The sequence below is a fragment of the Shewanella sp. K8 genome, assembly GCF_028823715.1.
In the GTDB taxonomy this organism is placed as follows: Bacteria; Pseudomonadota; Gammaproteobacteria; order Enterobacterales; family Shewanellaceae; genus Shewanella; species Shewanella algae.
Genome location: NZ_JAPEHY010000013.1, coordinates 48,882 through 74,922, shown reverse-complemented (window position 1 = coordinate 74,922; position 26,041 = coordinate 48,882). Strand labels below are relative to the sequence as shown.

Genomic DNA, 26,041 nt, shown 5'->3' with positions numbered 1-26,041 from the left:
ATCCGTCATGAATACGAAAAAGGCTCCCATAGGAGCCTTTCTTAGGTGATTTCAATAGGTTTTAATCGGCATTCAGTGACAGAATCGCCTGAGATGCATCCTGTTTCATCTCTGTCTTGCTGTCGAGCAGGAAGACTCTTTCCGGCGCGACGGCTGCTCTGTCCACCAGGAAGGCCTTGATGGCCTGGGCCCTGGCCTGAGCCAGATTAGCCAGCTCGTTATTGCTGATCTCCTGAGCGCTGAGCAGTTGGTTGTAAAGGCCCATATGCCAGACGGTGAGCAGGGTATCTTCATCGACTTTTTCACCGTCGGCCTTTTCGGCAAGTTTTTGCTTCACTTTGTCTTTTTCCGCATCGGCATCCAGTTTGAGCTGTTGCTCGAACAATTCCACCAGGGCATCTGCCAGCTTACCCTGGGTAGGGAATCGACTGGCGCTCAGCTCGTCCGGTAGGGCTGCAAGCTTGCTGGCCTTGAGCAGTTGCAGCTGCAGTTTTTGCTCTGCCAGTGCCTCACTGTCTTCCCGCAGCGCCACGCTGCCTTCAATGCTCAATTGCAGCTTGGGCCTGTCATCCAGCGCCTTGGCCAGCTTGCTCAGCTTATCTTCGGCGTCAGCGCCCAGCGTGGCTATACCGGGTTGGAAAGCGACCAGGTTCAGCTCTTCATCACTGCCAACCAGACCGGCCAGCAAAGAGAAGGGGGCGGTGACCGCCTTGGTGATGACATTGGTGATGGCGGTCATCACTATGCTGCCAAAGCTGAAACTTGGGCTGTCGAGATCTCCTGAAACCTGTAAGCCAAGATCTATCACCCCATGTCTGTCCTGCAAAAGGGCGATAGCCAAGGTAATCGGCAAACTGGTGGCCAGATCGGAATCACTGGGTTTACCCAGCTTAAGCTGATCTATCACCAGATGATTGTCTCCCTTCAGCTGGTTGTCTTCCAGTTGATAGTTGAGCGCTAAAGACAGCTGGCCTTTGTCTATGTAGTAACCGGCATAGGTGCCCGAATAGGGATTCACCGAGGTCAACTCGACACTCTTGAATACCAAATCCAGATCCAGATAGGGTTTCTCCAGCAGCGGATTCACCTCTCCCCTTAGGGTGACTGGAGCATACTTGTCTATCTTGCCCTTGATATCGACACTGGCCTTGGTTCCCGGGGTAGAAGACAGGTGGCTTATCTTGCCTTCCAGCGCCTCGATACCTGAAGCAAAGTTAGGGGTGAGGGAGTTATCGGCAAAATAGGCCGAGCCGTTTTTGATGGCAATGCTGCCGATATCCAGTTTAAATGCCTTATCTGTCGAGGCCTTGGTGTTGATTTTTTCCTTGGCGGCCGTTTGCTGTGGCGCTTCGTTTTCCTGGCTTTGTTTTGTCTGCGACTGAGCCGCCGAGTTATCACCAGGTGGTTCGGCGCGGATCAGCTCGCCGATATTAGTGCGCTGATCTTCGGTGATCATTACTTTGGCGTATGGCTGTTCCAGCAATATATTGCTGATTTTCAGGCTGTTTGCTTCGGAATCAAAGCTCATCGCATCTATCGCCATATTCTGCCATTTCAGCAGAGGCTCAAATGCCAATCCATCCTTGATAAGCAGTTTGCCAATTCCGGCCTGTCCCTGAAAATGGGCCTTCCCCTCGGCGTTGGCCGTGAACTTGCCCTGAGTGCTCAACTTGCCGCTTTCAAGCTGCATATTGAGATAGGGCGTCAGATAGGGCTGGAACTGCTGCAACTCCAGCTCAGTCAGCGTCAGCTCGCCATTGACAGTGAATGCCTTGGCATCTATCGCGCCGGTGGAGCTGAACTGGCCTTGGCTGGTTTCCGGCTGGGTTTGGGCATCAGAACTCAGTGCCAGTTGCAACTGGTAGTCTATGCTTCCTTCGAGATCGGAACGCACTGGACCTGTGGTGATATCCAATGGGTAGACACGCCAGTGGACACCATCGCTTTGCTGCTGCTCAAACAGGTTGAGATCGGCCTGTTTGAGACTGATTTTGCCAATAGTCAGCAGCCACTGTTTCTCTTGCTCCTGGGCTTTGTTTGGCTCTGCGGCTGTATGCGCTGTGGCTTTTTCTTTCGCTGTGGCCTTATTTAACGCCTCGGTTTCATCTGCCGCCTCTGGTTGGGCTAGTGCTGGTTCCACTTGTGCCTCGGCCGCGGTGTCATCGGGCTTGGCATTTGTGGCAGGCATGGCGGGCATAAAGAGCTGCTGTAAATCCAGGCCTTGCTTATCCAGGCGGGCATCGGCCCACAGGCCTTGCAGCGCCAGTTCGTCGATATCAACATTCTGGTTGTCGCCGTCCACCCGAATGTTATCCAGTGCCAACAGCGGCAACTTGACTCTGGCTTGCTGTTGGTCGGAGAACAGCAGATTTTCCAGAATAAACCGGCCCTTGTGAGTACTGTAATGCAGTTGGTCTTGTTGCTGTTTCAACTGGTACTGGCTTTGGAAGCTGAGTTCACCGTCACTGAGCTTAGCGGCAATAAGCCCATCGGCAAACGGCCAGAAGGGTAGCAGGGAAACTTTGGCCAGTTGCAGCTCACCGCTGACTTCGAGAGGCTGCAGCTGAAACTGTCCCTGAGTCTGCAATTGTCCGTTATCGCTGCCGGTCAAGGACAGGGCATAGCGGTTGGCATCTTTCGCCAGTACTGGTTCGTTCTCGTCTTCCGGCAAGCTGAGACTATAAGCCTTGGTATCCAAAGCTTGCAGGCTGAAATTAAGCTCGTCGTAACTGAGCTCTGTATTGGCGACCTTATCCATATAAGCGAACTTACCCTCTGTTACCCGGATATCCCGGGCAATGACTCTGGGCGGTTCAGAGGTGTCTTCTGTAGCCTCGGCTTGTGGTGCTTGGTTGGTTTCAAGGTGGGCAAGCATATCGCTGAAGTTGAATTGAGCTTGGCCATTCTCTGACGCAAGCCTTTGCACATTCACTTGTGGATCAACGAGGTAGATATGATCTATGGCGATGGCCCCTTGGGTCAGCGAGCGCCAAAATGCCAGCTCCAACTCAAGCTGGCTGAAAGATGCAAAGACTTGCTGTGGGTCGCTCTCCTGCAGGGCGAAGTTATCCAGGCGGACTCTGAGAAGGAACGGGTTGATGCTGATATCGTTCAGGCTCGCCTGACGGCCGAGCAGTTGTTGCAGTTGCTTTGGGGTTTGTGACTTTATCACCCAGGGAGCGAGCCCGCCAAGCAGCAGGGCGTAGAGGCCATACCCGATGAGCAGATAGATGCCTGTTTTGATGGCGAGCGGCGCCCGGCGAAAGCGTAAAAAGAGCTGAGTCAGCACATTGGGCATAGCGGTGTGAGATCCCTTGAAGCAGGTTTGCGGCAAAAATTTGGCGTTATTCTAACGCGTATTCGGTATGCTTTGTAAGTCACTTCTGAACCTATGATTTTTGTTATCTTGCTCGATACATGCATGATACAAAAAGAAAACTTAGCTACATGTTGCAATGATCAAGAGTGATTTTCGCTGAACATTGCATTCACAAGAGGGCAATAACCAAGGTTGTAAAGACCTTGAATGCTCAGTATCAGCTCAGCAAACCTGAATCCTGGCAAGACTATTGCCTTTGCCCGTCTTTATCCTTTGGTTGGGCTGCTGTAGGTGATGGCGGCGATAATAGCGCCGCAGGGGTCTTTTATCCAACAAAAGCGGCCGACCTGGGGAATGTCCTCAGGGCCGTAGAGTACATCGCCCCCCAGTGCTTTGGCCTTAATGGCGACGGCGTCGACATCTTTAACGGTAATGTAACCAGTCCAGTTACTTGGCATGGCCGGCGCCGGGCTGTCCGTGATGCCACCTATGCTGATACCGTCATTTTCTATGATGTGATAGGGGCCTTGTGGCAACTGCATCGTCTTGAAGCTCCATCCAAAAATCTCACCATAAAACCGCATCGCCAACTCAGAGTCATTGGCGGTCAGTTCGTGCCAACTTAAGGCTCCATGGGTAGTAAAGGGGGAGTTCATAGATAGGTTCTCCTGAGACTGAGGGGCTGACAATTCGGCTGCGAAGATCGCCGGCCAGCGGATCTTGAGCCGCTTTGAGTTCAGCTTTGAGTGTAGTCGAGTCGGCTGTGCTTTGTGGCTTTCTTGGACTACGAAGAAGAGGGGCACAAGATGCCGGAGCCCGAATTATGGAAACCTTTTCGGCGCTGAAGAATGTGCTAACAGCAAAGTTGAAGGGGGGAGGTTAGCTGATGAGTTTGATGTAATCTGCAATCTCAGTGCGGCCCCATTCATGGGCAAACTCAAGGGCTCCCATTTCCTTCATCGTCTGGCCGGTATAACGGATGCTGGTATCTATGCCCGCCTCAACCAACCGCTTCACAATATGGAAGTGGCCATAATGAATTGCGGTAAAAAGGGGATTACGGTCTGGCTCAGAAGTATCGAGCCTTGCGCCAAGGCCGATGAAGTAGTTCAAAATATCTTCGTTGCCATTCGAAGCAGCCCTATGGATTGGGCTGCTACCACTGAGATTGTCTCTACTATCTATATCGGCTCCCAGCTTGACTAGAGCCTGGCACAATTCCAAGTTGTCATTATCAGCCGCAATATGAAGAAAGCTGCCCAATGGCGTTTGTAACTGAACCAGCTCAGTGTTCATTGATAGAAAGTCGATTGCATCAGCGGTTCTCTTCTCCCTGATGCATGCCATGAGTGTCCTTAATTTCAGTATTACTGCTTCGTTCACTTATTTATCCGTCCTGACTTAATGATTCCCTGTGGATATCAAGCCTAGTGTTTTCGAGTGTATTCGATTAATCGACCGCCTCATGCTTGCCGAGTTTTACCGTAAAATACTGGCAAACATTCACAAGTGGCCTGTATACCTAAGGAAGGTGCGAACAAGTCCTCGTGGCACTCTGTTTGTAGAGATAGGCCTAAATTGCAGTTGGCGCTTTGGCAGAAGGTTGCGGCGACTCACTAGGTGCAGAAGTTCTTACTATTAGGATCATCAGGGTTCAGTACTTGTATCCTGAAGTCCGGTGCCAAATTAAACCGTTTTATAACGCTCGATATTCGGTCAGATGTTAATGCAGAACCGAAATCCGAGAAGAATGGGATTGGATCATTATTGATAGCCCACATTTCATTCATTTTCTTGGCTAATTCTCTGGCTTGCTCCCAATCTCCTGCAAATATCTTGGAGTAATCAAAATAGGGCCATGCTGCGATATCATCTTCCTCTGCCGAATCTTCGCTGAAGAGAAAGGATACGCTAATCTCCGAGTGCCAGGGAAACACGCCTACATCAATGATTCTTAGCTCTTTTTTACCAAAATTATCTACCGCTTCCTGCAGTTTTCCTTCTAGCAGTTGCTCAATATTTTCTCTGCTGTATTCCATATCCATTTCTTTTGATGTCTTAATTAAGTTGTATTGGCTTACATGAACAATCGGGCTTCATGCCTGCTTCACCAAGGATGCAAGATGCAGCATGTAGTCCGGTTTGCTTATGTCCAGACCTTTATGGCGAAGAATATCGTAGGCCGTAACCATGTGGAAGTAAAAATTGGGGATGAGGAAGTCATTGATATATAAGGTACCTGGAAGGTCTATGTACGAGCCTTGATCCAGCTCAATGCGCGTTACTTCCAACATCTTTGAGTCATCACTCTGTGCAGCAAGCAACAGTTGTTTGGTGTTGTTGATATGTACCAGTGCCTTATCTAACGACTCCACACACGAATCCAGATTGTCCATAGGCTGATTGGCACACCACTGCGCGAAGTTGCGTGGTTGATTGTATGTAAAGGCTATTTATCCACAAGACCGTTCTATCAGGTCGCGTTCCGCAAAAAGCTGTACGGCACACTGGAGGAACTGCAAAAAGACTTGGACGAATGGTTGGCGCTGTATAACAATGAACGCACCCATCAAGGCAAAATGTGCTGCGGCCGCACACCGATGGCAACATTAATTGATGGAAAACGGATTAGGGCGGAAAAGAATTTAACCCAAATCTAATCTGACAACGGCACCCCAAAATCGGGTAACTGTCAGCTCAGGTCTGAGCTAGTACAACTTACACAAGTACATACTTTGTCTTTTTACCTGCTAGCGAGCTTTCTGCGATTTCTATGAGTCCGCTCCATTTCGATTCAGTACATGCTAAAAGAAAACTTTTAGTTAAAGCTTGAGGCCAATTGTAGCAAGCTGCAGCAATGTAACATCTAGGTGTTATTACTTTACCTTCATCCAAATCTCTTTTAATGACGGAGCTTAATAGCATATTGATCGTCTTTTCATCTGGTACCCTGCCCGACGTTAAAATTGCAGCGCATGCCCCTGAAAGCAAAAGGTCATTCTCTGTATCGAGAATGCTCAAAATGTATAAGAATGAATCATTGCTCACATCATTAATCATGCAAATTGCAAAACCTATATCCTTGTAAAGAACTGTTGCATCATGACTCTTGCTTTCAAGTTCTCTTAGGTATTCAAGAGATAAACTAGAACCAACGAAGCCAAGAGCTCTTATCACTTCAGATTGTGCTTGCCAGGAATTTGGCCTCTCGACCAAACACTTTAAAGCATCCAGCAATAGTTGTTCATAACCGCCAAATTTACTCTTGGCTATCTTTTGGGCAGCTTTCTTAATTCTAGGTGGTGACTTTGACTTTAATTCTTCTTTGAATTCCATAACTGACTACTTTAGGTATTTAGACACAATGATTCTCTATGCCGTTGTAGGCCTCCACGTTTTTGCGTGGATTAGTTAAATATAGTTAAACAAGAGCCACTGTTTGTTGCCTTTATTGAAAGACCTGGCAAACAATTACAGAGGGCCGACATGTCTAAAGTAAACACACTTTTTATCGGGTTGGATGTACACAAGGAGACGACTGATATGGCCTGGCTTTCTGACAAGCCCGCTTATGAGGCAGGTCCCGGAAAACATGGTCATGTGGTTAAACCTCACGCCGCTCTCTTCGAAATAGTTGCAAGGTCAGCCGTCGACCTGGCTCGCCAAAGTCCGATGCTGCCTTTGCATGTTATGCTTATGGCGGCCAATTATAGTCTACCCATTCCTCATAAAAATCAACTTCATACTGTAGATTGGTTATTTTATGGGGCAATTTAGCAGCTCTTAAAAACTCTGAAAATTGTGAAACGACTTTTCTGGCCGGGATCGGGGATTTATGAGATATAAACATTGAAAATGTGTATACATCATTTTCTTGAGATTCAAACGTAAAACCTGCAATTTCAGATACTTTGTTTTGCTTTAGTACAAATGTGTTTGAGAGAGCCTCTACAAGTTCTAACTCTATAGGACACTTACTGAGATGCTTTTCCAAGCATTCCAGCCCCAGTACTGCCACTATCTCTATATCGAAATCCTGATCCATGATTCTTAATTCCACATAACGTCCGTCTGATCTTGATGCGTTGCTATTAAATCCCAGAGAGCCATAATTATTGTACTCACGTCTATAGCCGAATGGCCTAATAAAGAGGCGAAAGACTGATGTTCTCTTCGTGGAAACATCAGTCTTTTAGGAGTCTGGGTGCTAGAGTCTCTGCTCTACTAATAGTGGGTGCCCATATTGTTCGCACCGCCACATCAATGGCAAAAACAGCTTCCAGTTCAAACAATAACGATTCCACCCAACCACGGCGGTGGTCATAATTCTTGCCCGAGTAGGCATCATCACCACACAAGAAGGCACGCTGTACCACGCGGCTGCAACAGTGGTAGTAAGGTGTATCTTCAAGGCTGATTTGAGTTCGGCGAGGGCGCGGCATAATAACCTCCTTGTTAAATGCTTAAACAAAGCATAGTCGGAGGCTAACTACCGCGCCATTAACGCTGGGTGTCCTTTTTGTTGTTCATACTATTTCCCCTGAGATCCTATGGGTTCAAACACATCTTTAGGCTCTATGGTGGTAATGAGATTTGATGCAAAGTATACATATCGAGAATCTAACCCTTTCTTTTGGAAAATCAGAAGTTCGCTCTCTGAGCTCGCCATCACCGCTGCCATAGCTGAGAAATTCTCCGTGATTACTAATTGCGGGCTTTGATTCCGCAAGAGATCCGCGCGCATTACCCCTAAAATAAACGAGACAACAATTGAAGCTCCAGTCGCTGTTACCAGTGTTGCAGATGCGGCAAGTCTGGCGCGCGCTGGCCGGCTTTTTATCTTCCGAATGAAAACGTTGACTTTTGGCTGAAGAAAAAAACCAGAACGAACAAGCCCGGTCAGGAGAACAAGCAGCAGGGAGGAAGCTAATGCTGCCCCGCTAAACCAACCCATATCGAATTTCACATAAATAGCTAACATAAGGAGAAGGAAGAGCACTGATTGAAGAGCCAGCCAATAATAGCTTTCCCATCTTATGGTTTGAGTGTGGGATTTCACAAAGTGGCGCTGATTGGACCAGCTCATCCGCCGGAATAGCCCGCGATCGAGTCTATCCATCGCTGCCATGAACGGTAGAAAGGCGAGCTGAAACATCGAAGCCATGACCCTCGCGCAAACCGCACAGAAAAACACATAGAACAGAAAGGTAGCAGTCACGCCAGGGGCAAGCGGAGCTCCTGCTACCGCTATAATCTGCACTGGAACCTTCATTAGAAATCCAGCGTAATGTGCCAAGGATAAAGATAAAATCCCGAGCAAGACCCCGATCAAAGATGTCTTGTGTTCCCGCAAATTGGATATCCGGACCCGATTGATTACGGGTAAATTTGGCATTTACTCATTCTCCCTTACGCACAACGCTTTGCTAAGGTGTGAGTAACGCAATACAAAAGCTACCGCACGGTGCCTTAAACACAAAAGTCACCGCATAGTAAAATTGCCACGCGTTACGAATCACTCTTAAGCAACTTGTTAGCTGAACTTTCTTTCGGTGTATCAGCTTGTTGAATGGCTTCGTTGGTTTCAACTTTTGGTGCTTCAACACTTACCTTCGGGTTAGACATAGTCTCTTTTAGTTCTTGCAGAAGCTCAATCTGAGACTGCTCCCAACTACTACTAGAGTCCATCGACGAATAAGAAACAAAAAGCGCCGCAAAAGACACGAGTAACGATAAAATACTAATGAAAAGTGTCAATCTGAATACTTTCTTATTCTGCCGATTTTGTAACTCAGCTTGACCCAATTGTATTAACGGTACATATGCTGAAGTAAAATTTGTATTACCCCGAAACTTCACAATTTCATCGGAGTATTCTTTAATATGTTGCTCAATCTGCCTGTCGGTTAAACGACTTGGATAACCCTCAGTAATATATGCCACCATATTTAAATAAACCTCCTGTTCAGCTCACGCCGCGCTCTGCGGCAAATTTGGAGCGCAGCGGAAAATTTGTCCGACAGCAGCGCCTTGTTATGCCATCTTGCGAGCCCATTATTTTTTAGGCTTTTCAAACATCATCTTACCAATCCACCAAATTGACCGCCCAACATTGGAAATCAATTGTTGCCCTTGCCTTAAAAACGAATTTTCAGTGTCAATTCCGGCAAGCTCTAAGGCTTCTCCGATTTTTGAACTTGTCGGGTGTGCATCACCTACTCGCATATCATAAGCACCTACAATTGAACCAAAAACTTTACGAGCAGCATCATCTCCAACTGTCTGGGATAGTATGTCTTGAAGTAGTTTGTTTGAGCCAAGTTTATCCTTATTCGCATGTACTGATAACGCCCGCAACTCTTTGACATTAAGCCGGTCAGAGAAAACGCGTACAATTTCTTTTGCTAGCCTTAATAATGACGCTTGATCTTTACTTTCGAATCTGGATATTTTCTTTAAGGCTTCTTTTCGATCTATATCATGTGAGAAAAGAGAAACATTAAACTCTTGCTTAAATCCATTCTCCAGCATGCTCATTACTTCGAATAGTAACTCCTCTACTGCATGTGTGGATGCGGGTTGAGCCTTAACCTGAGAATCTAACAACTCACTGGAAACCTTGCCCTCTGGGACTACATTATGTGCGGCCCATATGTGCTGTTCCCATGAAGGGAGGCGAGCAATATCATAAGCATATACTGTCATGAAATCCGCTGAGTTTACTCCAAAGTGAATTCGATAACCGGACGTTGAGTGAATAGAACCTGTTTCTGCTGTATACCATTCAAGTGAGAAGCCTCGCAGTCCCAACAGCTCATTTACAATACTTGGACGAAACCACAGCCACCTTCCAACGTCTTCATTGTTTAGTTCAGATGATGCGATGCGAGTACTATCTGTTTCAACTATGAATTGAGGTAGATTTGTATCAGCGTCTCCTCTAACGCGTTTGCTTATGCCTTGGTGTTCAATCCATTCATCCCGCCAAAATTCTCCTTCCACCCGTACACCATCATAACCGGATTTGTTTCCTTCAGACTTTTCATAATCAGTATTTTCGTTTGTTTCGGGCCCCATCACAGGAGCATCTTCCTCTTCGTCTACATCTGTACGCCAAGCACGAAGCATTGCCCAGCTACCGCCAAATATATCATTCACATTGCGAATACGAAGTTCATAACGGCCGCCATCCCTTTCTTCTTGGTGGCCTTCTAGGTCAGCATATTCGCTATTTTCAAGTGTCGGTACGTTTTCAACTCTTTGTCGATAGTACGATAGCCTTAGACATAAATTTCTAGCCGCTAAATAGTCGAGAAGAAACTCTCTTTTTATTTCGATCAGGCGCTGCTCCCCTTTGTCATCGAGAACCTCCCGAGCTACTACTACAAAATTTTCTTCTGGCCTTACCCAATTATTCCCCTCTTTTATAAGACGAAGCGCTACTACTAAGTCAGGATTCAATATCCATAAACTTCCGCCAACTACGGGTTGAGGGTGCTCAAATATAAGATGGACTCCGATTGGTTCTTTGTCATTCCATTGGTACTGTTCAATTGTAGAATAATAACCATCTTCATAGGCATAAGGTTGAGGGGTACAACTAATCCCAATATCATTCCAGCTAGCTTTTTCTGCTATTTCTCTGTGCTCTGGAGGAAATGCTACAGAACCACAACCAAAGTACTCGTCAACGTGCCCTATATATTTGCAGTTTCCTTTTTCATCGTTAATTGATGCTCTCAAAGGCACCCAAGTAGACTTTGAAAAAGTCCGGCGTGTTTCCTTTTTTTGAAGAATCCAATCTTGATTCATTGGTCATCAGTTCCTTTGGCATAACGCCTCAAGCAGAGGCGCCGACTTTGTCGGCGTCCTTCTGGCTTGAATTGTTAGGCCAATTTAGCGTTGACGAAAGGAGTTGGTGAGCAAACTTTATATCTTTAAATTGCTCTTCTCCTACTACTAAACCCTTATTCTTTACTTTTATCTTAGGATGAACCTGATTTCTTGATGCTTTCAAGAACTCCATCATCGCTTGTCCGCTAAATGTATAATCGCCAGTCTCGTAATTGGGTATCCAGCCAGCAGCAGAACATACCTTTATCAGGGTATCCAAAGTCCACGTCAGAGGATTCTTAGACTTCAGGACTCGATTCGTTAACCCTAGAGTTGTCAGTGTTTTTCTTATATGAGCTTCATTTTCAAGGCATGTCAAAATCAATCTGGACTCAATGGCTGATCCGAGCATTACTGCCGCCGCCAAGAAAGAACCAGCGTCCTCACAGACGCGGGCCTCATTCTCATAGTATATTGCGATTGATTTTAGTTTTGCGTGCTCGTCTTTTTGGAAAACTGCAACCCTTCCTGCATCGTGCAACTTATAGAACTCTTCTGGATCATTGATATACAGGTCTCTTAAATCATCAGCGCCGAACTCGCTAAATGCCTCCAGAAGCTTCTGCTCCATAACTAAATCATACTCTTTAGACAAGCTCTTATACTCATCAGGCGCTTCTGATATTGGCCAATACTCATCATCAGAGAGCCCGTAAGACTTTTCGACAGCACGCATTTTCTCTGCTATTGGCCCAAGAATGTCTTCGTACTGCCCATTACTCCATCTTGCTTCGTGTATCTGGACCTCAATTGCATAGCATCTATGAAACGCGAGCTCGTGCTCAGAAATATCACCTGCTTCGTATCTAGCTTGCGCGATCTTTATATAAAGCTTGGCGCGAGCCTCAAGGGAGGGAAGATCGCTAAAATCTATTTTTTGAGGAAACTCTGTATTTTTAAGCAGATCCTCTAAAGCAATCGCTTTTTCAGCTCGCTCTTGAAAATGCTTTATTGCTTCCACCACTTCAGGTGGTAACTCCTCATTCATTTAAGATTCTCTCAGAGCTATAGGGGCCTAACAGCTGTATAGTGCGCATGCGCGTTTTAGTCCTCGGAGGAGTGTAAACGCGCATCGCTATCTGCTTGTATTAGCTGGATATAATACCATTTAGTCCAAATATCCCTTGCAGCTAAACGCGCATGCGCGGTTTCCAAACCTATTATCTACCAGCTATATTTTTTAACTTTATGAATTTGATACTATTTTCTAAATATTACAGAAATAACGCACAAACTTAGCTGCAAATTCCCGGCATTTTGTCCGGAACGTCAATAATACTGTATAAAAATCAGCTCTGAGGTACTTGTCATAGGCGCTTCAAGCCGCACAACCAAGGGCCCTACAACCCAGGCCCTACAAAAAAACGCTAAGTAAGGCCATAGCTACCGCACGGGTCCAAACTCTGTTCGTCCCTGAATTCCGCTTAATGCGGAAAAGTGTTGTTGCTTTCGGCCTTAAGCTTAAGAAAGTGCTAAATCCAAGGTATTGAATTGGTTATACAATAGCCAGCATTGAATGTTAAAACAATTAGCCAAAGGTCAAGTTTTGACAAAGGCAACAAAACCCTGATTTGGGTTGTTTTTGCAACAGAATTGACTGGGTGTTTGCATTCTTCCCTTTTTTCGACAGTCATAGTCCCACCTAGTACTGGCCGAGCTTCCGGCCACGGTGTAGCTAATCACCTGCGGTGCGCCTTTCGCACAGGCGATCCTGTGACACGGCGTGAATACGTCCATGTAGCCTCGACGAAAACGTCCCTGTTTTCGACGGTCACAGTTTCGCCTATGCCTGAAAATGAGGTGTATGCCTGCAGATCTTTCAAATGGTTCAAGCTACTCAGGGCTAACAGAATTGCACTAATTCCCCCCTCGGTGTCGCCGAAAGCCGTTGGCGCAAATAACGTGGTTAAGCAGCAGCCAATCACCTGCGGTGCGCTTTTCGCACAGGCGATCCTGTGACACGGCGTGAATACGTCCATGTAGCCTCGACGAAAACGTCCCTGTTTTCGACGGTCACAGTTCCACCTGTGCCTGGAAATGAGGTGTATGTCTGCGGACACTTCAGATGTTTCAAGCTACTCAGTGCTAGCAGAATTGCACCCATTCCCCCTTCGGAGCCGCCGCTGGCGTTGTTGCAAATTGGCGTAGCCGAGACAGGGATGTCGAGGCTCGAAGGTCGAGCAAGGATGCGAGTCCTGAGTGTAGCCAATTTGCTTCATAAGCCAGTGGGGATTTCGGCTACGTCGGGGTGTCCTTGGGGATGCAAGGGGCTTTGGACAAGCAAAGCCCCTTGCCCGGTGTGGTGTGGAACACCACGACTTTCGGCCGTTGGAACAGCGGCTATCATAGCTCCCAGCTAAAAGTTCCTAAGTTAGTACTGGCCGAGCTTCCGGCCACGGTGTAGCCCATCACCTGCGGTGCGCCTTTCGCACAGGTGATCCTGTGACACGCTGCGAGTACGTCCCTGTAAGCTCTGCCTCGCCATCCCTGGCTCGGAAGGTCACAGTTCCGCCTATGCCTGGAATATGGGCGTATTTCTGTGAGCATATAGGTAGCTTCAAACAAGTTAGTTCTCACATAATTGCACCAGTCCCCCCTCGGTGTCGCCGAAAGCCGTTGGCGCAAATAACGTGGCTGAGGCATGGATGCCGAAGCAGCGACAGTCGAATCAGGGATGAGCGTCTGAAGTGGTAGTTATTTGCGCTATTGGGCCGAGGGGCTTTCGACACCGTGTGGGGCGGCAAGGGAGATCCAAGAGGGGATTGCTGTTGATCCCTTCTTGGTCGGGTGTGGGGCGAAGCTCCACGACTTTAGGCCGCTGGCACAGCGGCTATCATAGCGTTCAGCTAAAAGTTCCTAAGTTAGTACTGGCCGAACTTCCGGCCATGGTGTAGCCCATCACCTGCGGTGCGGATAGGCAGGAAGCCTGAATGCAGTGAAGGACAGGACGTCCGGGAACTGCCTTTCGCACAGGCAATCCTGTGACTCGGCGAGAGTTGCGCAGCAACATGCTTTCGAGCGCGAGCCAGGGATGGAAAGCTGACCATTGTGCATGGAGGCATTTACACCACGACTTCAGGGCGTTCAACAACGGTTCTCGCACACCTGCTGTTCGGAGCAAGAAAACAATGGGTTTCCAAAACTCGAGTGTTATAGCGTTAGATAGCAAAAGCCGGGATTAAACCCGGCTTTTATATCGAGCGAAGAAAGATACTAGCCTCAGCTACCGAGGCGCTCTTTGATGGCTTGGGTGATAATACTGGCACCAAAACCATTGGCTTCGGCCCAGTCGACTATGCTCTTGCCATCGGCTTCCGCCACTTCCAGTTCGGTCTTTGACAAGCGCTTGGCAATAAACTCGCCGGTATCTTCGGCGTTGCTGTGATAGGCGGTTCGCAGTAGGCTTTCGCCATCACAGGAGATCCCGGAATAGATGTTACGCAACTTCATCCGGTTCTCTTTCAGCTTCTTACGCAGGCGGTTTTTGTCGTTGGATTTGACGTAATCACAGATACTGGCAGCCAGTAGATCTTCGGCTTTAGCAGTTGAGGGGACTGACACTGAGGATACAGCAATCAGCGCAGCAATGGCCACGGGCAACAGACGCATCTGACACTCCTTTTTGTAATTGTTATTAATGCCAAGAGTCCTCAGCAAACGTATCTACTGAGGACTCTTGGCATAAGGATCGGCTCGTGGCTGGCGCCACTCACGTTTCAGGGTTCAAAAGTCCGTCACAATTTAACATTTTCTCACCATATTGATAAAGCGAAAATCCAACCCATTTACACTATGGCCACTTTCCTCGTGAATTTGCTGCCAACTGCCATCGTCCCATTCGGGAAAACGGGTGTCACCTTCCACTTGCAAGTCTATCTCTGTCAGATACAGCGTATCGGCTTGAGGCAGAATTTCCCGGTAGAGCTGGCCGCCGCCTATCACCACCAGTTCTTCGCAGTTTCCGGCCGCTTCCACAGCCTCTTTGAAGGAAGAAACCCGGGTAACACCTTCCGGGGCATAGTCGCTCTGGCGGCTGATCACTATGTTGTGGCGCCCGGGCAGAGGACGACCTATGGATTCGAAAGTCTTACGTCCCATCACCACCGGCTTTCCCAGAGTCATCTGTTTAAAATGACGCAGATCTTCCGGCAGATGCCAGGGCATTTGGTTGTCTTTGCCTATGACTCTGTCATGGGCCATGGCGGCAATCATGGCGATGCGCATATACGCTCCTTGTTATTATTGGATTAAATCACAGGGCGGGTACGGAAATACAACAGGCTGGGCATGGCCAGACCGACAGATAAAGCCCCGAGAATAAACACGGTTTTCAGGCCATTGGTGACCACTTGTTCCCACAGCTCGGTACTGAGCTGTGACTGGGCGGTCAATTGCACCAGGGCAATCACAGTGTTGTAGGCATAGGAGCCCGGGATCATAGGGATAATCGCCGCCACGGCATACAGCAGCGGCGGTGCCAGATGACGCTTGGCAAAGGCAATAGTCACCATGCCTATGATGCCGGCAGCGGCAAAGGTGGCCCACTCTATCGGCAAGCCAAACTGCAACATCAAGGTCCGTGAGCTGTGGCCTATGGCCCCGGCCAGTGCACAGTAAAGCAGATAACGCCTGGGAACATTGAACAGCATGGCAAAACCCATGGCGGGAATAGCCGAGAAAAAGGCATCATTCAGCAGTAACAACAGAGTGTCCATCACAGGAAAATCCCCCCAAGCTGCATGGCAATGGTAATGCCTATCACTGAGGAAACTGTCATCAAGGTCGCCTGCCCCCAGCGGGAGATCCCTACATTCATATGACCTTTAACCATATCCGATATCGAGTTGATCATCGGAAAGCCGGGAACCAGCATCAGCACAGAGGCCGCCATCGCCAGCTCTGGGGTTTGGGTCACAGGATAGAGATACCCCAACTGGGCTGCCAAGCTGGTGACAAAGGCGGTCACGGCAAAATTCACCAACACATTGAAGTGACGTTGCGCCATGGCCAGGCGCACAAACATACCGATGACAGAAGCAAAGAAGGTGAAAAGGCATGCAGCCAGATCGCCACCGAACAGGTGACAAAAGCTGCCGCAGGAGAGGCCTATCATGGGGATAAGCAGCCACTTGGGGTAAGTTTTGGGTTGCAGTCTGGCGAGGCGTTTGCGGACTTCATTGGGGCCATAGAGGCCTTTTTCGGCCAGCAGGCAAATGCGTTGCAGCTCGCACACCACTGTCATATTGATGCCGTGCTCACGAATGCGCCGGGTAGTGGTAATACAACGGCCGGAAACCAAGCTGGTGAGCACCAGCGAATTGGAGGAGATGGATAGCTCGACACTGGCCAAGCCAAGTGCCCGGCCAAGACGCTGACTGATCTCTTCAACCAGTTCAGATTCAGCGCCATAGGCCAGCAATAGCTGAGCAACCCGGACGACCTGCCGGGTGATATCGTTTTGGGTATCAGCGTACACAGGTGTTCAGGCTCGCTCAGATATTATCTTTGGTAAATAACCTCAACATCATAATCATCGTCGTCGAAGTCATCGTCGAACTCATCATCATAGTCTTCGTTGAGATCTTCCAGGCTATCCTGATGGTAGTTGTCCCATTTGAACTCAACATCGGCGTCAGGATCTTGCTGTTGCTCTTCCGCCGGCAGACTGCTGATAAAGTCATAGAGCTTTTCTGCCAGTTCCTTGGTGCCTTCACGGGTATAAGCCGAAATGGTATAAACATCCCCTTCCCAGCCCATCTCCTTGACTATGCTGTCGACTCTTTCCTGCAGCTCTTCTTCCAGCAGCAGGTCTGTCTTGTTGAACACCAGCCAACGTGGCTTGGAAGCCAGCTTGGGCGAGTATTTTTCAAGCTCAGTGACAATCGCCTTGGCCGCTTCGGCCGGGCTGGAGCCATCGATAGGCTCGATATCCAGGATATGCAGCAATACACGGCAACGCTCAAGGTGCTTGAGGAAGCGAATACCCAGACCGGCACCTTCGGCGGCACCTTCGATCAACCCAGGGATATCTGCCACTACAAAGCTCTGCCCTGGACGTGGGTTTACTACCCCCAGGTTAGGAACCAAGGTGGTAAAGGGATAATCGGCCACTTTTGGTGTCGCGCGGGAAACCGCCCGAATAAAGGTCGATTTACCTGCATTTGGCATACCAAGCAGGCCCACATCGGCCAACAGCATCAGCTCAAGACGCAAGCTACGCACTTCACCGGGGGTGCCCAGCGTTTTTTGTCTGGGGGCACGGTTAACACTGCTCTTGAAGCGGGTATTGCCAAGACCGTGGAAACCACCTTTGGCCACCAACAGCTTCTGACCATGCTTGGTCAGGTCACCGAGTACTTCGTCGGTTTCTTCATCAACCGCCCGGGTACCCACAGGTACCTTGAGTACCAAGTCCTGGCCGCCTTTACCGGTACAGTCACGGCCGCGGCCGTTTTCACCGCGCTCGGCCATATGGAAACGCTCAAAACGATAGTCAATCAGGGTGTTGAGGTTTTCGTCGGCTTGCAGATAAACACTGCCACCGTCGCCACCATCGCCACCGTCTGGACCACCATCCGGCACGTACTTTTCACGTCTGAAGCTGACGCAGCCACTGCCACCATCTCCAGCTTCAACTCTGATCACTGCCTCATCGACAAACTTCATACATACTCCTGGCACCACGGAATGGGGCAATTATACTGCCTAACCCTGCAAGGCGCCAAAAAACAGAAACTATGGCTTTCGCCCAAAACAAAAGCCCCACCAATGGCGGGGCTCAAGCAATTCTGGTTTGAAGATTAGTCTTCGATGCTAACGAACTTACGGTTGTTAGGACCTTTAACTTCAAACTTAACTTTGCCGTCAGTCAGGGCAAACAGAGTATGGTCACGACCGATACCTACGTTAACACCTGCGTGGAATTTAGTACCACGTTGACGAACAATGATGTTACCAGCCAGAACTGATTCGCCGCCGAAGCGCTTTACACCAAGACGTTTGCTTTCTGAATCGCGGCCGTTACGAGTAGAACCGCCAGCTTTTTTGTGTGCCATGAGTCAGACTCCTATTAAGCGTTGATAGCAGTGATTTTAACTTCAGTGAACCACTGACGGTGGCCCATTTTCTTCTCGTGGTGCTTACGACGGTTGAACTTTTGGATAGTTACCTTTTCACCACGGCCATGGCTAACAACAGTAGCCACAACTTTACCGCCTGCTACCAGAGGGGTACCCACTTGGACGTTTTCACCATCAGCGATCAGCAGAACTTGATCGAACTCGATAGTCTCACCAGTGGCAACTTCAATTTTTTCCAAACGAACAGTATGGCCTTCAGCAACACGGTGTTGCTTACCACCACTTTGAAAAACAGCGTACATAGCTATTTTACTCCGAAATTCTTAACACGCCGGCTCATCTCTATGAGGCTGGGTGCTACAAAAACTTTAATGACAATGGGCGCGGAGTTTACGCGAAGAATCCTTTACTGGCAAGCCCTAATTGACGAAGAAGAAAAAAAGACCGGATTAACTCGCACATTGATCTCTCTGCTACTGTCTTGTTCATTAATTTTAGGTAAACTTCGGTCTATTAAAATATTTAAGCTTATCGGGAGCTGCCGATTCGGCGTTCCTTCATACCTAGAGTCTACTATGGATTTAACTGCTATCCGTCAGCTGGCTGACGCCGACATGCAAGCCGTCAATCAACTGATCTACAAACAACTCGAATCTGATGTTGCCCTGATCAATCAATTGGGGTTCTACATCATCAACGGTGGCGGCAAGCGTATGCGGCCGTTACTGTCGATTCTGGCGGCCAGATCACTCGACTATAGTGGTGAAGCACACCTGAAGCTGGCTGCTATTATAGAGTTTATTCATACGGCTTCTCTGCTTCACGACGATGTGGTGGATGAATCTACTCTGCGCCGTGGACGGGAAACCGCAAACGCCCTGTTTGGCAACAGTGCCAGCGTGCTGGTTGGCGACTTCCTTTATACCCGCTCTTTCCAGATGATGACAGAGCTGGAGTCGATGAAGGTACTGCAGGTACTGGCCAATACCACTAACGTGCTGGCCGAGGGTGAAGTGCTGCAGTTAATGAACTGCAACGATCCGGATACCACAGAAGCCAGCTATATGCGGGTTATTTACTGCAAGACTGCCAAGTTGTTTGAAGCAGCAACCCGTCTTGCCGGTGTGCTGGCCGGCTGCGACAGCGAAATGGAAACGGCGCTGGCCGACTATGGCAAATACCTGGGCACCGCCTTCCAGTTAACCGATGACCTGCTGGACTATACTGCCGACGCCGAAGAGCTGGGCAAGAACATAGGTGATGACCTAGCCGAAGGTAAACCCACCCTGCCACTCATCTACGCCATCGCCCACGGGACAGAGCCACAGCGGCAGATGATCCGCCAGGCGATTGAACAAGGTGACGGCACCGAGCATATCGAGGCGATAATAGATGCGCTCAACACCTGTGGCGCATTGGAATATACCCAACAAAGGGCCTATGAAGAGTCTGACAAGGCCATAGAAGCCCTTTCGGTGCTGCCTGAGTCCGACTACAAGCAGGCGCTGATAAGCCTGGCCAAAATCGCCGTAGCCCGCAGTCACTGATAGGCTAAAGACGACGGATTAAAACCCATCAGTTGAATTTGTCGTTTAACCCAAGCAAAAAAAGGAGCGCTCAAAGCGCTCCTTTTTGTTTTTTGCTGTGTGGTTTATGGTGTGATTACTGCTCAAACACCAAGTTGTCGTCGCGATAGTCCACCTTGATCGGCTGCCCTGGCAGTAACTCGCCTCTAAGCAGCTTTTGCGCCAGTGGGTTTTCCACCTCTTGCTGCAGTGCCCGCTTCAGCGGCCTTGCACCATACACAGGGTCGAACCCGGCTCTGGCGATAAAGCTCAGAGCCGCATCTGTGATCTCCAGCTCGAACTCTTTTTCTGCCAGACGTTGGCGCAGCGACTCGACCTGAATCGCGGCAATACTCTTGATGTGCTCGCTCTCCAGCGGGTGGAACACCACGGTTTCGTCGATCCGGTTGAGGAACTCGGGGCGGAAGTGGTGCTGCACCACATTCATCACCTGAGCCTTCATCTCATCGTAACTTTGGTGACTGAACTGCTCCTGGATAATGTCGGAACCCAGGTTCGAGGTCATAATCACCACGGCGTTACGGAAGTCAACCGTACGACCCTGACCATCGGTCAGGCGGCCATCATCCAGTACCTGCAGCAGTATGTTGAACACATCCGGGTGTGCCTTTTCCACCTCATCGAGCAGGATCACTGAGTAGGGACGACGGCGCACCGCTTCGGTGAGGTAACCCCCTTCCTCATAACCCACATAGCCCGGAGGCGCCCCGACTAACCTGGAGACTGAGTGTTTCTCCATAAACTCGGACATATCTATCCGCACCATGGCGCTCTCTGTGTCGAACAGGAACTTGGCCAGCGACTTACACAGCTCAGTCTTACCTACCCCGGTGGGGCCGAGGAACAGGAAGGAGCCTATGGGCCGGTTAGGATCGGCCAGACCCGCGCGGCTACGACGAATGGCGTTGGCCACGGCATCGACCGCCTCATCCTGACCTATCACCCGCTCATGCAGCGCCTCTTCCATATGCAACAGTTTTTCCCGCTCGCCTTCGAGCATCTTGGAAACCGGGATCCCGGTCGCCTTGGAAAGTACCTCGGCAATTTCAACATCCGTGACCTTGTTACGCAGCAAAGTCATATCCTGCATCTCGGCCTGAGACGCCAGATCCAGCTGTTTCTCCAGCTCTGGGATGCGGCCGTATTGCAGCTCGGACATCCGGGTCAAATCACCGGCGCGGCGCGCCACATCGAGATCCAGTCTGGCTTGCTCCAGATCCGCCTTGATATGCTGAGTGCCCGCCAGTGCGGCTTTTTCTGTGTGCCAAATCTCGTTGAGTTCGGCCGCCTTCTGCTCCACTTCCACCAGCTCGCTGCGCAGGTGTTCGAGACGCTTACGACTGGCCTCATCGTTTTCCTTCGCCAACGCCTGCTCTTCCAGCTTGAGCTGAATGATACGGCGCTCGAGGCGATCCAGCGGCTCCGGCTTGGAGTCTATCTGCATTCGGATGCTGGAAGCGGCTTCGTCGATAAGGTCGATGGCCTTGTCCGGCAGTTTACGATCTGACACATAACGGTGGGACATGGTCGCCGCCGCCACAATCGCCGGGTCGGTGATCTCCACATGGTGATGCAGCTCGTAGCGCTCTTTCAGACCACGCAGAATAGCGATGGTATCCTCGACACTGGGCTCATCCACCAGAACTTTCTGGAAGCGCCGCTCCAGCGCCGCATCCTTCTCAATATACTGACGATATTCATCCAGAGTCGTGGCACCGACACAGTGCAGCTCACCGCGGGCCAGTGCCGGCTTGAGCATATTACCCGCATCCATGGCGCCATCGGATTTACCCGCGCCCACCATAGTATGCAGCTCGTCAATAAAGAGGATCACCTGGCCCTCTTCCTGAGCCAGCTCGTTGAGCACAGCCTTGAGTCTTTCTTCAAACTCACCACGGTATTTGGCACCGGCCACCAAAGCACCGAGATCCAGCGACAATACCCGTTTGTTCTTGATGCCTTCGGGCACCTCGCCGTTGACGATACGCTGCGCCAGCCCTTCAACAATGGCGGTCTTACCCACACCGGGCTCACCGATAAGCACAGGGTTGTTCTTGCTGCGACGCTGCAATACCTGCACTGTGCGGCGAATTTCATCGTCACGGCCAATAACAGGATCCAGCTTGCCCTGCTCGGCACGCTCGGTCAGATCTATGGTGTATTTTTTTAGCGCCTGGCGCTGATCCTCAGCATTGGGATCGTCCACCTTATGGCCGCCACGTACGGCTTCGATGGTTTTCTCCATCAGCTCTTTGGTGGCACCGGCCTGCTTGAGGCACTGTGCCAGGGTGTCGTTACCTTCCAGTGCAGCCAGAATAAACAGCTCACTGGAGATATATTTGTCTTTACGCTTCTGTGCCAGCTTGTCGCACAGATTCAGCAAACGTATCAGCGCCTGGGATAACTGAACATCACCGCCTGTGCCTTCCACCTGTGGCAAGCGCTCCAGTTCCTGACTTACCAGTGAACGCAGAGTGCTGACCTGGATACCGGCTTGGGTCAACAGCGGATGAATTGAACCGCCATCCTGATTCAACAAAGCCATCATCAAATGGACAGGTTCTATGAACTGATGGTCACGGCCAAGAGCCAGAGATTGGGCATCCGAGATAGCAAGCTGAAATTTATTGGTCATACGATCGAGTCGCATACAGCCTCCTGAAACTCTCAAAATAAGGTATTACTTTGTTAGCTTAAAGATGGGGATGCTTTAACTAATTTCAAGTCAGACGAATGAAATAACCACTCAATCAGTGAGCCAAATAAGCGAGGCCATACGGCCGGTACGACCGTCTCGGCGGTAGGAAAAATAGTCTTTGTTGTTATAGGTGCAGACATCCAAGGCATATACCTGCCGAACACCCGCCTGCTGCAATCTGAGCCTGGCAAGCCCCTGCAGATCGCCGAGAAACTTGTCCCCCTTGGCCACAAAGCAGTCGTCGGCCCTGGGGTCTTTATCGCAAAAAGCGGCACGCACTTCTCCGCCGACTTCGAAGGCAGTTTTGCCTATGGCCGGTCCGAGGCAGGCGATAAGCTCGGAGCCGGGACGAAAACGGGCTATTCCCGCTTCGATGACGCCATCACACAGGCCGCGCCAGCCGGCGTGCAGCGCCGCCACCTGGGTGCCTGCACTGTCACACAGAAGTACGGGCAGGCAATCGGCGGTCATCACCACGGCCACATGCGCCTTGCTGTCGCTATAGCTGCCATCGGCAATCCTTAGGGGGTCACGCGCCAGGTCGACCACCTCTGTGCCATGTACCTGCTCCAGCCATGCCGGCTCGCAGGGCAGAGCCAGCCGCTTTGCCAATAGAGCACGGTTGGCCTGCACAGATGCGGGATCATCACCCACATGCAGCCCCAGATTCAGGCTGTCAAACGGCGGCTGGCTGACACCGCCATGACGCTGGGTCATGGCGATTCTGACATTGGCCGGCAGCGGCCAGTGGCAGCCGTACATGTTACAGATACTCCGGCGGATGCTCTTCGGTGTCTTTACGCAGCGCCTTGGTCAGCTCGACCATATCCTCGGGGATAGGTGCCTGCCAGCTCATCAGCTCACAGGTAATGGGGTGCACCAACTCCAGTCGCACCGCATGCAGCGCCTGGCGCTTGAAGTTTTTCAGCACTTCGAAAAAGGCTTCACTGGCGGCCTTGGGGGGTTTTGGACGACCACCATAGACGGGATCGCCCACCAACACATGACCTATATAAGCCATATGCACCCGGATCTGGTGAGTCCGGCCACTTTCCAGCCTCAAGCGCAAGCGGGTATGGGCGCGGAATTTTTCCGCCACACGATAGTGAGTCACAGCCGGCTTACCGCTGTGGTGCACCGCCATATGAGTACGCTTGGTGGGGTGACGCCCGATAGGCTCATCCACTGTACCACCGGCTGTCATGGTGCCCAGCACTATGGCTTCATACTCACGGGTAATGTCGCGCGCCTGCAGCGCCGCCACCAGATGAGTCTGGGCCTCAACAGTCTTGGCTACCACCATCAGGCCTGTGGTGTCCTTATCGAGACGATGGACAATACCGGCTCTGGGCACATGTTCTATCTCAGGGCAATGATGCAGCAGGGCGTTCATCAAGGTGCCATCACTGTTACCGGCACCGGGATGCACCACTAAACCCGCCTGCTTGTTGATCACCAATATATGGTCATCTTCATAGACGATATTCAGATCGATAGCCTGAGCCTCGGCGTGCACCTCTTCTTCCAGAGTGGCTTGAACCTCTATCTCCTGAGATTCCAACACCTTCTCTCTGGGCTTGTTTACCACAGTACCATCAACGGATACTTTGCCATCGAGGATCCATTCCTTGATCCTGGTACGGGAGTAATCGGGGAACAACTCGGCCAAAGCCTGATCCAATCTCAGACCGGTTTGGGTTGCTGATATCTCGCTTTTTAGATTAATCTCTTGCGTCATAGGAACCGTCCCCAGTTAATGGGGTCAAAAACTGTGTACTTTCTGGTACACTCGGAATCGGCCATTTTATCGTGAAATGGAAAAATTCTTAACTACAACTTACTCAAGAATCGAATTCAAGTATGCATAATATTGCCAAAGGCGCTGCCATAGCCTTTTTTTCGCTGGCCATTGTGGCCTGTAGCAGCAAACCGGAAGACGACTTAATTACCAGCAAGCTGTCTCCGGACGTTCTCTACTCCCAGGCCCGCACCTCTATGGAGCTGGGTAACTATACCAAGGCTGTGCGTTCACTGGAGGCATTGGATTCCCGCTTCCCCTTTGGCCCACACAAGACTCAGGTTCAGCTGGATCTGATTTATGCCTACTATAAGTTGGATGATACCCCGTCGGCAGTCGCCAACATCGACAGATTTATCCGCCTCAACCCCACCCACCCGGATATAGACTATGTCTACTATATGCGTGGACTGGTGAATATGCAGGCCGACAACTATCTGTTCCATGACATGCTCAATATAGACAGAAGCGACAGGGATCCTCAGTTTGCCCTCGATGCCTTCAAGGACTTCGAGCGCCTGATCAAGACTTATCCCAACAGCAAGTATGCGGCCGACGCCCAGAAGAGAATGCAGCACCTGAAGAATCGTCTGGCGCTGTATTCGGTTAAAGTGGCCGAATACTACCTGAAAATGAATGCCTGGAGCGCAGCCGCCATCAGAGCCCAGTCTGTAATGGAAACCTATCCAGGCACCCCATCGATAGAGCGCGCCCTTGAGATCATGGCCACCGCTTACGATGAACTGGGTCAGGAGCAGTTAAAGCAGCACGTACTCACTGTCATGCGTGCCAACTATCCGGGGAATGACCTCCTCAAGGATTAATCCCTTAACGCCCCACTTTAACGTGGGGCGTTTTGTTTTCAGGGCAAGACCAAGCCCAGCCCCCTTAAGCCTCAGGATCCGGCTTTACAGGTCGAGTTTTCGATTTGGCTAATTCACCCCTAGCCCAGTAATGGCGCGGCTTTCGCTCAAAAGCTAAGCAATATGCGCCTTTTCGAGTAAAACTTGCTCAAACACGCGATATTTTGAAATATTTCTCAGAAAAGAGTTGACTCAAAACCGTAAAAGTCTTTTAATGCACGCCGTCGCCCGAATAGCTCAGTTGGTAGAGCAGCGGATTGAAAATCCGCGTGTCCCTGGTTCGATTCCGGGTTCGGGCACCACCTTCAACTTTAAGGTGCTCAGGCGACTGAGGAAATTGCAAGGCAGTACAGTGCAGGTGTGGTGGAATTGGTAGACACGCCAGCTTCAGGTGCTGGTGCCCTCACGGGCGTGGAAGTTCAAGTCTTCTCACCTGTACCACTTTGCAATAATAGTTAGCTGTACGTTAGACTCTAAGTGTGCAGGTGTGGTGGAATTGGTAGACACGCCAGCTTCAGGTGCTGGTGCCCTCACGGGCGTGGAAGTTCAAGTCTTCTCACCTGTACCAATTAACACATAAAGAGTCGAAATGAAAACAGTGCAGGTGTGGTGGAATTGGTAGACACGCCAGCTTCAGGTGCTGGTGCCCTCACGGGCGTGGAAGTTCAAGTCTTCTCACCTGTACCAATCATTTAAACCTCGCAATGCGAGGTTTTTTTGTATCCAAAATTTGCCTCTCTCTCGTCTCACGCGCTTCATACTTTTTTGCTATACCTTTTGTATGGCTCAACAAATTGGAATGACA

The 26,041-nt window shown here is 49.9% G+C and carries 23 protein-coding genes, 4 tRNA genes and 2 pseudogenes; 7 read left to right on the top strand and 22 right to left on the bottom strand.

Annotated features, from left to right (window positions below; all coding sequences use genetic code 11):
• Positions 1–61: 61 nt before the first annotated feature.
• The 5 genes from ON072_RS09090 to ON072_RS09070 form a co-directional block, all read right to left on the bottom strand.
• Positions 62–3,298: a DUF748 domain-containing protein gene (locus tag ON072_RS09090; protein WP_274626032.1), complete on the bottom strand. Its 3,237-nt coding sequence runs from the start codon at positions 3,296–3,298 to the stop codon at positions 62–64.
• A 287-nt stretch (positions 3,299–3,585) separates the two neighbouring features.
• Positions 3,586–3,975 carry a VOC family protein gene (locus ON072_RS09085; protein ID WP_025889404.1) on the bottom strand — a complete coding sequence of 130 codons (390 nt, stop codon included), beginning with the start codon at positions 3,973–3,975 and terminating at the stop codon, positions 3,586–3,588.
• A gap of 223 nt (positions 3,976–4,198) precedes the next feature.
• Positions 4,199–4,702, bottom strand: coding sequence for an ankyrin repeat domain-containing protein (locus tag ON072_RS09080; RefSeq protein ID WP_186264642.1), 504 nt, complete (start codon positions 4,700–4,702; stop codon positions 4,199–4,201).
• A 233-nt stretch (positions 4,703–4,935) separates the two neighbouring features.
• Positions 4,936–5,358, bottom strand: coding sequence for a hypothetical protein (locus ON072_RS09075; protein ID WP_044734674.1), 423 nt, complete (start codon positions 5,356–5,358; stop codon positions 4,936–4,938).
• A gap of 57 nt (positions 5,359–5,415) precedes the next feature.
• Positions 5,416–5,772, bottom strand: coding sequence for a DUF1993 family protein (locus tag ON072_RS09070; RefSeq protein WP_208157276.1), 357 nt, complete (start codon positions 5,770–5,772; stop codon positions 5,416–5,418).
• Positions 5,773–5,781: 9 nt separating this feature from the next.
• Here ON072_RS09070 and ON072_RS09065 point away from each other — a divergent pair.
• A pseudogene (locus ON072_RS09065) lies at positions 5,782–5,979 on the top strand (IS481 family transposase); the annotation flags it as partial.
• A 58-nt stretch (positions 5,980–6,037) separates the two neighbouring features.
• On the opposite strand, the gene ON072_RS09060 reads toward ON072_RS09065, so the two are convergent.
• The 14 genes and pseudogenes from ON072_RS09060 to rplU form a co-directional block, all read right to left on the bottom strand.
• Entirely contained in the window at positions 6,038–6,655 is a 618-nt protein-coding gene (locus ON072_RS09060; protein ID WP_144221414.1) for a hypothetical protein, read from the bottom strand.
• 358 nt (positions 6,656–7,013) lie between these two features.
• Positions 7,014–7,364 carry a hypothetical protein gene (locus ON072_RS09055; protein WP_208162329.1) on the bottom strand — a complete coding sequence of 117 codons (351 nt, stop codon included), beginning with the start codon at positions 7,362–7,364 and terminating at the stop codon, positions 7,014–7,016.
• Positions 7,365–7,572: 208 nt separating this feature from the next.
• Positions 7,573–7,761, bottom strand: a pseudogene (locus tag ON072_RS09050) (transposase); the annotation flags it as partial.
• Between the two features lie 89 nt (positions 7,762–7,850).
• On the bottom strand, positions 7,851–8,714 hold the full coding sequence (locus tag ON072_RS09045; RefSeq protein ID WP_037475914.1) for a hypothetical protein: 864 nt from the start codon (positions 8,712–8,714) through the stop codon (positions 7,851–7,853).
• Between the two features lie 113 nt (positions 8,715–8,827).
• On the bottom strand, positions 8,828–9,265 hold the full coding sequence (locus ON072_RS09040) for a hypothetical protein (RefSeq protein WP_208162327.1): 438 nt from the start codon (positions 9,263–9,265) through the stop codon (positions 8,828–8,830).
• 108 nt (positions 9,266–9,373) lie between these two features.
• Positions 9,374–11,131, bottom strand: a complete 1,758-nt coding sequence (locus ON072_RS09035) for a hypothetical protein (protein ID WP_144215763.1) — start codon at positions 11,129–11,131, stop codon at positions 9,374–9,376.
• 28 nt (positions 11,132–11,159) lie between these two features.
• On the bottom strand, positions 11,160–12,200 hold the full coding sequence (locus ON072_RS09030) for a hypothetical protein (protein WP_208190895.1): 1,041 nt from the start codon (positions 12,198–12,200) through the stop codon (positions 11,160–11,162).
• Between the two features lie 2,231 nt (positions 12,201–14,431).
• Positions 14,432–14,821, bottom strand: coding sequence for a DUF3718 domain-containing protein (locus ON072_RS09025; protein WP_025012068.1), 390 nt, complete (start codon positions 14,819–14,821; stop codon positions 14,432–14,434).
• Between the two features lie 132 nt (positions 14,822–14,953).
• Positions 14,954–15,436, bottom strand: a complete 483-nt coding sequence (gene folA, locus ON072_RS09020) for a type 3 dihydrofolate reductase (RefSeq protein WP_025890098.1) — start codon at positions 15,434–15,436, stop codon at positions 14,954–14,956.
• A 23-nt stretch (positions 15,437–15,459) separates the two neighbouring features.
• Positions 15,460–15,927: a threonine/serine exporter family protein gene (locus tag ON072_RS09015; RefSeq protein WP_174840187.1), complete on the bottom strand. Its 468-nt coding sequence runs from the start codon at positions 15,925–15,927 to the stop codon at positions 15,460–15,462.
• Positions 15,927–16,688 carry a threonine/serine exporter family protein gene (locus tag ON072_RS09010; RefSeq protein ID WP_025012065.1) on the bottom strand — a complete coding sequence of 254 codons (762 nt, stop codon included), beginning with the start codon at positions 16,686–16,688 and terminating at the stop codon, positions 15,927–15,929. Before ON072_RS09010 ends, ON072_RS09015 begins: the two co-directional genes overlap by 1 nt.
• 23 nt (positions 16,689–16,711) lie before the next feature.
• On the bottom strand, positions 16,712–17,878 hold the full coding sequence (gene cgtA, locus ON072_RS09005; protein ID WP_045282961.1) for an Obg family GTPase CgtA: 1,167 nt from the start codon (positions 17,876–17,878) through the stop codon (positions 16,712–16,714).
• 134 nt (positions 17,879–18,012) lie between these two features.
• Positions 18,013–18,267 carry a 50S ribosomal protein L27 gene (rpmA, locus tag ON072_RS09000; protein WP_011760936.1) on the bottom strand — a complete coding sequence of 85 codons (255 nt, stop codon included), beginning with the start codon at positions 18,265–18,267 and terminating at the stop codon, positions 18,013–18,015.
• 14 nt (positions 18,268–18,281) lie between these two features.
• Complete coding sequence (gene rplU, locus ON072_RS08995; protein WP_025012063.1) at positions 18,282–18,593, bottom strand: 50S ribosomal protein L21; 312 nt, start codon at positions 18,591–18,593, stop codon at positions 18,282–18,284.
• Positions 18,594–18,866: 273 nt separating this feature from the next.
• Between rplU and ispB the strand changes: the two genes are divergently transcribed.
• Positions 18,867–19,838, top strand: coding sequence for an octaprenyl diphosphate synthase (ispB, locus tag ON072_RS08990; RefSeq protein ID WP_025890099.1), 972 nt, complete (start codon positions 18,867–18,869; stop codon positions 19,836–19,838).
• A 115-nt stretch (positions 19,839–19,953) separates the two neighbouring features.
• Here the strand turns inward: ispB and clpB are convergent, their stop codons facing one another.
• The 3 genes from clpB to rluD all read right to left on the bottom strand — a co-directional run bounded on the left by clpB (position 19,954) and on the right by rluD (position 24,313).
• Positions 19,954–22,527 (bottom strand): ATP-dependent chaperone ClpB, encoded by a 2,574-nt coding sequence (clpB, locus tag ON072_RS08985; RefSeq protein ID WP_096140912.1) that lies wholly within the window; start codon positions 22,525–22,527, stop codon positions 19,954–19,956.
• Positions 22,528–22,623: 96 nt separating this feature from the next.
• Entirely contained in the window at positions 22,624–23,337 is a 714-nt protein-coding gene (pgeF, locus tag ON072_RS08980; protein ID WP_101059401.1) for a peptidoglycan editing factor PgeF, read from the bottom strand.
• 1 nt (position 23,338) lies between these two features.
• A complete protein-coding gene (gene rluD, locus ON072_RS08975) occupies positions 23,339–24,313 on the bottom strand; it encodes a 23S rRNA pseudouridine(1911/1915/1917) synthase RluD (RefSeq protein WP_025012060.1) in 975 nt (324 codons plus the stop codon).
• A gap of 122 nt (positions 24,314–24,435) precedes the next feature.
• Here rluD and ON072_RS08970 point away from each other — a divergent pair, with 122 nt between their 5' ends.
• From ON072_RS08970 to ON072_RS08950, 5 genes are all read left to right on the top strand, one after another.
• Positions 24,436–25,197 carry an outer membrane protein assembly factor BamD gene (locus tag ON072_RS08970; protein WP_025012059.1) on the top strand — a complete coding sequence of 254 codons (762 nt, stop codon included), beginning with the start codon at positions 24,436–24,438 and terminating at the stop codon, positions 25,195–25,197.
• Between the two features lie 265 nt (positions 25,198–25,462).
• A tRNA-Phe gene (locus ON072_RS08965) sits at positions 25,463–25,538 on the top strand.
• 52 nt (positions 25,539–25,590) lie between these two features.
• Positions 25,591–25,677 (top strand) — tRNA-Leu (locus tag ON072_RS08960).
• A gap of 40 nt (positions 25,678–25,717) precedes the next feature.
• A tRNA-Leu gene (locus ON072_RS08955) sits at positions 25,718–25,804 on the top strand.
• Positions 25,805–25,836: 32 nt separating this feature from the next.
• Positions 25,837–25,923: transfer RNA gene (locus ON072_RS08950), tRNA-Leu, on the top strand.
• Positions 25,924–26,041: the final 118 nt, after the last annotated feature.

Coding starts and splice junctions, on each gene's coding strand:
- ON072_RS09055 (WP_208162329.1), bottom strand. CDS start 7,364: ATGGATCAGGATTTCGATATAGAGATAGTGGCAGTACTGGGGCTGGAA.
- clpB (WP_096140912.1), bottom strand. CDS start 22,527: ATGCGACTCGATCGTATGACCAATAAATTTCAGCTTGCTATCTCGGAT.
- ON072_RS09045 (WP_037475914.1), bottom strand. CDS start 8,714: ATGCCAAATTTACCCGTAATCAATCGGGTCCGGATATCCAATTTGCGG.
- ON072_RS09040 (WP_208162327.1), bottom strand. CDS start 9,265: ATGGTGGCATATATTACTGAGGGTTATCCAAGTCGTTTAACCGACAGG.
- ON072_RS09075 (WP_044734674.1), bottom strand. CDS start 5,358: ATGGAATACAGCAGAGAAAATATTGAGCAACTGCTAGAAGGAAAACTG.
- ON072_RS09030 (WP_208190895.1), bottom strand. CDS start 12,200: ATGAATGAGGAGTTACCACCTGAAGTGGTGGAAGCAATAAAGCATTTT.
- rluD (WP_025012060.1), bottom strand. CDS start 24,313: ATGACGCAAGAGATTAATCTAAAAAGCGAGATATCAGCAACCCAAACC.
- ON072_RS09090 (WP_274626032.1), bottom strand. CDS start 3,298: ATGCCCAATGTGCTGACTCAGCTCTTTTTACGCTTTCGCCGGGCGCCG.
- ON072_RS09035 (WP_144215763.1), bottom strand. CDS start 11,131: ATGAATCAAGATTGGATTCTTCAAAAAAAGGAAACACGCCGGACTTTT.
- folA (WP_025890098.1), bottom strand. CDS start 15,436: ATGCGCATCGCCATGATTGCCGCCATGGCCCATGACAGAGTCATAGGC.
- ispB (WP_025890099.1), top strand. CDS start 18,867: ATGGATTTAACTGCTATCCGTCAGCTGGCTGACGCCGACATGCAAGCC.
- pgeF (WP_101059401.1), bottom strand. CDS start 23,337: ATGTACGGCTGCCACTGGCCGCTGCCGGCCAATGTCAGAATCGCCATG.
- rplU (WP_025012063.1), bottom strand. CDS start 18,593: ATGTACGCTGTTTTTCAAAGTGGTGGTAAGCAACACCGTGTTGCTGAA.
- cgtA (WP_045282961.1), bottom strand. CDS start 17,878: ATGAAGTTTGTCGATGAGGCAGTGATCAGAGTTGAAGCTGGAGATGGT.
- ON072_RS09025 (WP_025012068.1), bottom strand. CDS start 14,821: ATGCGTCTGTTGCCCGTGGCCATTGCTGCGCTGATTGCTGTATCCTCA.
- ON072_RS09060 (WP_144221414.1), bottom strand. CDS start 6,655: ATGGAATTCAAAGAAGAATTAAAGTCAAAGTCACCACCTAGAATTAAG.
- ON072_RS09015 (WP_174840187.1), bottom strand. CDS start 15,927: ATGGACACTCTGTTGTTACTGCTGAATGATGCCTTTTTCTCGGCTATT.
- rpmA (WP_011760936.1), bottom strand. CDS start 18,267: ATGGCACACAAAAAAGCTGGCGGTTCTACTCGTAACGGCCGCGATTCA.
- ON072_RS08970 (WP_025012059.1), top strand. CDS start 24,436: ATGCATAATATTGCCAAAGGCGCTGCCATAGCCTTTTTTTCGCTGGCC.
- ON072_RS09085 (WP_025889404.1), bottom strand. CDS start 3,975: ATGAACTCCCCCTTTACTACCCATGGAGCCTTAAGTTGGCACGAACTG.